At 54.0% G+C, this 3403-nt stretch carries 1 tRNA gene and 2 rRNA genes; all 3 read left to right on the forward strand.

The features are described from left to right. The first annotated feature begins 186 nt into the window (after positions 1 to 186). The 3 genes from RZN05_RS20615 (at position 187) to RZN05_RS20625 (ending at position 3403) form a co-directional block, all read left to right on the forward strand. Positions 187 to 2979: ribosomal RNA gene (locus RZN05_RS20615) — 23S ribosomal RNA — on the forward strand. Between the two features lie 131 nt (positions 2980 to 3110). Next, a 5S ribosomal RNA gene (gene rrf / locus RZN05_RS20620) occupies positions 3111 to 3225 on the forward strand. A gap of 101 nt (positions 3226 to 3326) precedes the next feature. Beyond that, positions 3327 to 3403 (forward strand) — tRNA-Met (locus RZN05_RS20625).

The raw sequence follows: 3403 nt of genomic DNA on the forward strand, positions 1-3403 counted from the left end.
TGTCGTCGCCAAGTTTGACCGCTCTGGTGGCGCACCCAAATACGAGCTGAGATTAATCATCCGCACCAAGAAGGTGGCGCGAGACGCAAGTTTCGAGCTGCCTGGTAAAGCCACGCTGCACTGCTCTGCCGAGTTTCGTGTGGTCCGCAAGGACCATCCAGTGTTGTCGTTGGTGGTGTGGACTCTCAAGCGTGAGGTAAGGGCAATTCGTGGATGCCTTGGCATGTACAGGCGATGAAGGACGTGGCACGCTGCGATAAGCGTTGGGGAGCTGTGAGCAAGCATTGATCCAACGATTTCCGAATGGGGAAACCCACCTGATCCGATTATTTCGCCCGTGAGCAATCACGGTCGGAGTAATGGGAGAAAGGTATCACTTAGCTGAATAAAATAGGCTTCGTGAAGCGAACCCGGAGAACTGAAACATCTCAGTACCCGGAGGAAAAGACATCAACCGAGATTCCGTTAGTAGTGGCGAGCGAACGCGGACCAGGCCAGTGCCTTCAATTCAACTAGCAGAACAGTCTGGAAAGGCTGACCATAGCGGGTGACAGTCCCGTATGCGAAAGTGATGTTGAAGGACTCGAGTAGGGCGGGACACGTGTAATCCTGTCTGAACATAGGGGGACCACCCTCTAAGCCTAAATACTCGTACATGACCGATAGCGAACTAGTACCGTGAGGGAAAGGTGAAAAGCACCCCGATGAGGGGAGTGAAACAGTACCTGAAACGGATTGCCTACAAGCAGTTGGAGCCTCTTTATGGGGTGACAGCGTACCTCTTGCATAATGGGTCTGTGACTTAATGTACCAAGCAAGCTTAAGCCGATAGGTGTAGGCGCAGCGAAAGCGAGTCTGAATAGGGCGACTTAGTTTGGTGTATTAGACCCGAAACCCGGCGATCTAGGCATGACCAGGATGAAGGTGGGGTAACACCCACTGGAGGTCCGAACCGATTAACGTTGAAAAGTTACCGGATGAGTTGTGTTTAGGGGTGAAAGGCCAATCAAGCCGGGAAATAGCTGGTTCTCCGCGAAAACTATTGAGGTAGTGCCTCGCATGTTTACCGTAGGGGGTAGAGCACTGGATGGGCTAGGGGGTCGCGAGATCTACCAAACCTAACCAAACTCCGAATACCTACGAGTATAGTGCGGGAGACAGACGGCGGGTGCTAAGGTCCGTCGTCAAAAGGGAAACAGCCCTGACCTACAGCTAAGGTCCCCAAGTCACGTCTAAGTGGGAAAGCATGTGGGAATCCCAAAACAACCAGGAGGTTGGCTTAGAAGCAGCCATCCTTTAAAGAAAGCGTAACAGCTCACTGGTCTAAATAAGGGTTCCTGCGGCGAAGATGTAACGGGGCTCAAGACGTGCACCGAAGCTTAGGGTGTGATCTTATGATCACGCGGTAGCGGAGCGTTCCGTAAGCCTGTGAAGCGATCTGGTAATGGGTCGTGGAGGTATCGGAAGTGCGAATGCAGACATGAGTAGCGATAAAGAGGGTGAGATGCCCTCTCGCCGAAAGACCAAGGGTTCCTGCGCAAGGCTAATCCGCGCAGGGTGAGCCGGCCCCTAAGACGAGCCCGAAGGGGGTAGTCGATGGGAACCACGTTAATATTCGTGGGCCTGGTGGTGTGTGACGGATCTCGTGTGTTGTACGAACTTATCGGATTGTTCGTGCTTCGAAGAGGTCCCGGGAAATAGCCCCACCGTATAGACCGTACCCGAAACCGACACAGGTGGTCAGGTAGAGTATACCAAGGCGCTTGAGAGAAGTGTCCTGAAGGAACTCGGCAAATTGCCTCCGTACCTTCGGAAGAAGGAGGCCCTCATCGTGCGCAAGCATTTTGAGGGGGCACAGGCCAGGGGGTAGCGACTGTTTAGCAAAAACACAGGGCTCTGCTAAGTCGGCTTCAAGACGACGTATAGGGTCTGACGCCTGCCCGGTGCCTGAAGGTTAAGTGGAGGAGTGCAAGCTCCGAAATGAAGCCCAGGTAAACGGCGGCCGTAACTATAACGGTCCTAAGGTAGCGAAATTCCTTGTCGGGTAAGTTCCGACCTGCACGAATGGCGTAACGACTTCCCCACTGTCTCCAGGACATGCTCAGCGAAATTGAATTCTCCGTGAAGATGCGGAGTACCCGCGGTTAGACGGAAAGACCCCGTGCACCTTTACTGCAGCTTCAGAGTGGCATTAGGAAGGAACTGTGTAGAATAGGTGGGAGGCTTTGAAGCATTGGCGCCAGCCAGTGTGGAGCCGCAATGTGAAATACCACCCTGTTGTTTTCTGATGTCTAACCACGCACCGTTATCCGGTGCTGGGACCCTCTGTGGCGGGTAGTTTGACTGGGGCGGTCGCCTCCTAAAGAGTAACGGAGGCGCGCGAAGGTTGGCTCAGGCCGGTTGGAAACCGGCTGTTAGAGTGCAATGGCATAAGCCAGCCTGACTGCGAGACTGACAAGTCGAGCAGAGACGAAAGTCGGTCATAGTGATCCGGTGGTCCCTCGTGGAAGGGCCATCGCTCAACGGATAAAAGGTACGCCGGGGATAACAGGCTGATAACCCCCAAGAGCTCATATCGACGGGGTTGTTTGGCACCTCGATGTCGGCTCATCACATCCTGGGGCTGGAGCAGGTCCCAAGGGTTTGGCTGTTCGCCAATTAAAGTGGTACGTGAGCTGGGTTCAGAACGTCGCGAGACAGTTTGGTCCCTATCTGCCGTGGGCGTCGAAATTTGAGAGGAGTTGACCCTAGTACGAGAGGACCGGGTTGAACATACCTCTGGTGTACCAGTCGTCGTGCCAACGGCGCAGCTGGGTAGCTATGTATGGACGGGATAACCGCTGAAAGCATCTAAGCGGGAAGCCTCCCTCGAGATAAGATTTCTTAGGACGGTCGGAGACCACGACCTTGATAGATCGGATGTGGAAGTGCGGTAACGCATGGAGCTAACCGATACTAATTGTCCTATTCGCGCTTGAGAGTTCCACCATCAATGACAGCTCTGGAATTTCCAGTGCCGTCAGCTGGTCGGATGATCATCGCAGCTCATATTAAAACCGGTGCACGGTATCGATTTGAACCCGAATTTAGCGCCCGCACGGGCTTCATTGCCTGGTGGCTATGGCGTCTGTGAACCACCCGATCCCATCCCGAACTCGGACGTGAAACCAGACTGCGCCGATGGTACTATTGCTCAAGCAATGGAAGAGTAGGTCGTCGCCAGGCATTGAAGCTCGTGCGGACAACGCCAAATTCGAAGTTCCTTAGGAAGAACCCATTCACAACGTCAGAAATGACGCGACCAGCTCACGCTGGCAAACACTTGCCGCGGGATGGAGCAGCCCGGTAGCTCGTCAGGCTCATAACCTGAAGGTCGCAGGTTCAAATCCTGCTCCCGCAACCA

Origin of the sequence: Sphingomonas sp. HF-S4 (assembly GCF_032911445.1) — a bacterium.
In the GTDB taxonomy this organism is placed as follows: domain Bacteria; phylum Pseudomonadota; class Alphaproteobacteria; order Sphingomonadales; family Sphingomonadaceae; genus Sphingomonas; species Sphingomonas agrestis.